The organism is Pseudomonas sp. PS02302 (assembly GCF_029959585.1).
GTDB classification, from domain to species: domain Bacteria; phylum Pseudomonadota; class Gammaproteobacteria; order Pseudomonadales; family Pseudomonadaceae; genus Chryseomonas; species Chryseomonas aestiva.
This window is the reverse complement of sequence record NZ_JASCON010000145.1, coordinates 1-4,005: the sequence shown is the minus strand read 5'-3', so window position 1 is coordinate 4,005 and position 4,005 is coordinate 1. Positions and strand designations below refer to the sequence as shown.

Here is a 4,005-nt window from a genome sequence, read left to right as displayed (position 1 = left end):
TAGAAGACGCGCACGCCGTCGACGACAGCATAACGGTATGCGACCGGCGTGCTTGCTGCAGCGGCTGCTGGAGCCGCTGTGGGTGCAGCGTGCGAGGCGAGCGATGCGCCCAGGCCAAGACCGATGGTCGTTGCGACCAGTCCGGCGCTAAGAAGGCGACGCGCAGAGCGAAGCCAGTTGAACGTGTCGAATGAATTCATGCTGGTTCCTTAAAAAAGTGTGGGTGCCGCGTTGGATTCAGCGGCGTTGGATCAACTCGATTCGGTAGCCGTCGGGGTCGTCGACGAAAGCAATCACGTCGGGCTCGCTGCCATCCGCTGGGCGGCTGCTCAGTGGACCGGCGGGCCGGCTGACGCTCGCGCCGAGCTGCTTCAAGCGCTCTACGGCGGCATACACGTCATCCACGGCCAAGGCGATATGACCGTAGGCGTTTCCACGCTCGTATTCGCTGCGACCCCAGTTGTGGGTGAGCTCGATCACGCTGTGATCGGCCTCACTGCCGTAGCCCAGAAAGGCGAGCGTGAACTGGCCGTCCGGGTAGTCCTCGCGGCGCAACACGTCCATACCGAAAACCTCGGTGTAGAAGCGCAGGGAGCGATCCAGGTCGCCCACGCGCAGCATGGTGTGCAGAAGGCGGCGCGGCAGTGCTGCCTCAACTTCGGGTGTCACGTCTGTGCTCCTTGAAGAAGCGGCGCCGTCGGTCTGTGCCGGCGGCGCCGCCTTGAGAGGTCGTCCGGCGCACCCACGATCAGCGGGTGCACCTGCTGCTTAGCGCTGACTTCAGCTCAGTTCGCCGCCGAAGCGCTGCACGCCCTTGCCGGTGGCAAAGTTGTGCAGTCCGAAGCTCGGGAAGGTGCCGCGCAGGCCTTCGAACTTGCCGGTGGAATCGACCACCTTGTGCATGACGGTGAGCGAGACCTCGTCGATGCCCGGCACCTGGATGCCTGTGGCGGTGTCGACCGTCGAGATGCGGCTGCCGTCGCGGCTCATGAATTCATGAACCATCGTGAAGCTCGCGCGGCCGTCGACGAACTTGATTTCACTGGTGGCCTTGGCCCAGATCGGGCCGTCGAAGTCACCGTCGCCGGTGGCCAGGAAGGTTTCGATATGCGGCAGGTATTGCACGGCGGCGAAAGCGCCGATGCTGAGGGGCTTGGACATGATGCACTCCTAGGTTGGTGTTGGCCTGATGAATAGGCCGCGGGGACGGACGCTGCCGACGCTCGTCACGCCGGCAGCACCGGGATCACTTGCTGTTGCTCAGGCGGAAGCTGATCACCTTGGCAGCGTCCGTCTTGGAAGCGTTGACGACCTGCGTGTCGGGTGCGCTCTTGGGCTGATAGAACGTTTGACCCGTCAGATAGACGATCGGCGCTTCACCGCGCACTTTGACGCTGACCGCACCCTTGGCCACGTAAAGGTAGCCGGTTTCACCGGCTTGCTTGAACGCCGCCGCCTTCGACGGGAAGTGGGTGTAGACGGCGCCAGAAGTCACGCCGGCTTCTTTCGCCAAACCGTCAACGCCGATGCCGCCGTAGCCATGCTTGCGGAAACCACGGCCTACTGCATCGAGAATCTTGGCGCGGCTCTCTTCACGGTGTCCTGGCTTGTAGCGCATGGGAGCGTTTTTCTCTTGAGCTTGAGGTCTTATTATAACGATCGCAATTTTAATGGCAAAAACTTCGCCAGTGGAGGCCTTGGGCTCCGACGCAAAACGCCTTTGTGGTCCTAGCAGTTGGTCAGGTGCTGTAAGCCAATGCGAGCGCGGCGGACCGCACGGCGTCAGCCGCTTGCTCCGCCAGGTCCTGATCGGGAATAGCTCGTGCGGTCGTCACGCCCCCCGACAGCAGGGTCAACAGCGCCCATGCCCGGGCAATCGACTCCTCGCCTTGCTTAGCCGGCAGCCCTGCGGCGACAGCGTCGATCACGCCGATCAACTCTTCCTGGAACGCGTCTCGCACCTCGTCGCCGGCGCGCATGACGTCGGCCGTGAGCGCCTGCAGGGCGCAGGCGTCGGCCAGGTCGCAGCGGCGACGCTCTCCCACGTAGGAGTCAATGAAGCTCTTTAGCCATCGCTCGGGCTGCTCCTGCTGCAAGCGCAGGATGCTGTCGCGGAGCTCTCGCAGTGACGCGCCGACCGCCTCTTGAAACGCTGCGGACTTCGAAGGGAAGTGCGCGTAGAACGCTCCAGAAGTGACGCCTGCGACCTTGGCAATGCCATCGACACCAATGCCCTCATACCCGTAGCGCTTGACCGTACGTTCTACGGCGGCAAGGATGCGTTCCCGTGTGGCTTTGCTGTGAACGACTCTGCGTGCCACGCCAAACTCCATTGAATATCGATCGCTATTCTATCGTGGTTCAGCTCCAAGCGAGTCTTCATTGCGAGGGTAGGGTTATGCAAGACATCCGGTTCTCAGCTCAGCGGGAGCCAACGGTCTGCGACATGCTGCACCGTGTAGTCGGCAGCCATCTCATTCAGGATGGCGTCGATCCGATCAAACTGGGCAAGATGCGCGGACAACTTCGAGAACGACAGGGTGACAGGCCGTTGGCTCAAGACGAGGCCGCTTCCGAAGTGCCCCTCGAGCCCTTGTCGGCGCGCGGCCGCGCGAATGCTGGCAATCGATCCGGCCACGGCATACACGCCACGACGCAGCGCAGCCATCCGCACCCCCATCGCATAGTCCAGGACCGCGTAGCGCGGGATTCGGGCGTCCGCGTCAAACGCCGTGGCGACGTGCAATCCTCGCGGGACGGCCACGGGGAGGGAGAGCAGATCCTCTACTCGCCCCACCGGCCCGATGCTCCTGAGCGGCAGCACGCCGAAGTCCAAGGCGAGCAACTTGCAGCCCTTGATCGCATAAGCAGCGCGATGCTCGCTCCACGCGAGGATCGAGCAATCGGCGAGCCCGGCTGCGAGCTCCGCCTCGACACGTGCGTAGGGCGTAAGAACGCGATGGGTAGGCAAGCCGGTGCGGCGCTCAAGTTCGTCGAGCAATTCAGGCACGATGCCGCTAAGACCCGCCACAGGACGGGCATCGAAACTTCCGCTCATGCCCCATGGGTCCATCTGAATCACTGCCACCCGCAGCGGCGGCGGGCGCGAGGGCATCGACGGCGCCACGGCGGCCGAGCTTCGCAATAGGCCGAGCCAGCCTATACAGCCACCTGCCCACTGCCTGCGGCTGAACTCTGGGATTCGTTGATGCCTGTCCATGATCTGAACTTGCGCCAGCAAACAGAAGATCGATCCGCGGCGGTTAGCCCGCCGCGACGAGCACGGTCCGGCCGGAAATAGGACCGTGAGGTGAGGGAAGACGAGTCACCGATGTACCGCGGCTGTCCGCTTCGCGGTGTACATCCTCTGGTCTGCCAACGACACCCATCCGTCGATCGTCCCGTTGGCCTCGCTGAACCGTGCGGTGCCCCAGCTAATCCCGGCTTCGGGAAAGCCAATGCGCCGGATCTCGCCGCGCCAGCTCTGCGCACGATCCTCGACCCAGCGCTCCATATTGAATGTCGGAGCGTCGATGACCACCGCGAACTCGTCACCGCCGATTCGAAAGACGTGGTCCGTGCCATCCCTGAGCGTCGATTGCAGCATGTTTGCAGCAGCCCGGATAAGTTGGTCTCCGGCGGCGTGTCCGCGCAGGTCGTTGACAGCCTTCAGCCCGTCCACGTCGAGAACGATCAATAGGCTGTCTGAACGCGAGCGACTCTCGATAAGTTGCCGTTGCAGATCCACGGTCAGATCGAAGGCGCGACGGTTGGGGAGGCCGGTGAGGGCGTCGGTATTGGCCTTCGCCTTCCACACTTGCAGCTCTTCCTTGAGATCGGCCAACTCCAACTGTGCCCCGATGTGCCGAGCAGCCGTCATCAGGATGGGATCGACCCGGGACAGCTCCTCTGATGACATCTTTCGGTCGTGCATCAAGAACACATGCCCCAGAGGCTCGTTGCCAACCCGGTAGACCAAGCCGGCATAGTGGACCACCCCCATCT

At 63.1% G+C, this 4,005-nt stretch carries 7 protein-coding genes; all 7 read right to left on the bottom strand.

What is annotated here, in order from left to right:
• Positions 1-200, bottom strand: a 200-nt coding sequence (locus tag QMX82_RS25370; protein WP_282288722.1) for a hypothetical protein, incomplete at its 3' end; no start/stop codon positions are given.
• 37 nt (positions 201-237) lie between these two features.
• The gene (gloA, locus tag QMX82_RS25365; protein ID WP_044342709.1) at positions 238-621 is read right to left on the bottom strand and encodes a lactoylglutathione lyase; all 384 of its coding nucleotides are present in this window, start codon (positions 619-621) and stop codon (positions 238-240) included.
• Between the two features lie 159 nt (positions 622-780).
• The gene (locus QMX82_RS25360; RefSeq protein ID WP_011655359.1) at positions 781-1,161 is read right to left on the bottom strand and encodes a hypothetical protein; all 381 of its coding nucleotides are present in this window, start codon (positions 1,159-1,161) and stop codon (positions 781-783) included.
• A gap of 85 nt (positions 1,162-1,246) precedes the next feature.
• Positions 1,247-1,618, bottom strand: a complete 372-nt coding sequence (locus QMX82_RS25355; RefSeq protein ID WP_282288716.1) for a TetR family transcriptional regulator — start codon at positions 1,616-1,618, stop codon at positions 1,247-1,249.
• A gap of 121 nt (positions 1,619-1,739) precedes the next feature.
• Positions 1,740-2,321, bottom strand: coding sequence for a TetR/AcrR family transcriptional regulator (locus QMX82_RS25350; protein WP_200893324.1), 582 nt, complete (start codon positions 2,319-2,321; stop codon positions 1,740-1,742).
• 95 nt (positions 2,322-2,416) lie between these two features.
• Positions 2,417-3,058, bottom strand: coding sequence for a substrate-binding periplasmic protein (locus QMX82_RS25345; RefSeq protein ID WP_044342659.1), 642 nt, complete (start codon positions 3,056-3,058; stop codon positions 2,417-2,419).
• Positions 3,059-3,325: 267 nt separating this feature from the next.
• Positions 3,326-4,005, bottom strand: a 680-nt coding sequence (locus tag QMX82_RS25340; RefSeq protein WP_282288707.1) for a GGDEF domain-containing protein, incomplete at its 5' end; no start/stop codon positions are given.

Bases quoted from the DNA above. Each gene is read 5' to 3' on its own strand.
- gloA (WP_044342709.1), bottom strand. From the start codon at position 621: ATGCTGCGCGTGGGCGACCTGGATCGCTCCCTGCGCTTCTACACCGAG.
- QMX82_RS25360 (WP_011655359.1), bottom strand. From the start codon at position 1,161: ATGTCCAAGCCCCTCAGCATCGGCGCTTTCGCCGCCGTGCAATACCTG.
- QMX82_RS25355 (WP_282288716.1), bottom strand. From the start codon at position 1,618: ATGCGCTACAAGCCAGGACACCGTGAAGAGAGCCGCGCCAAGATTCTC.
- QMX82_RS25345 (WP_044342659.1), bottom strand. From the start codon at position 3,058: ATGAGCGGAAGTTTCGATGCCCGTCCTGTGGCGGGTCTTAGCGGCATC.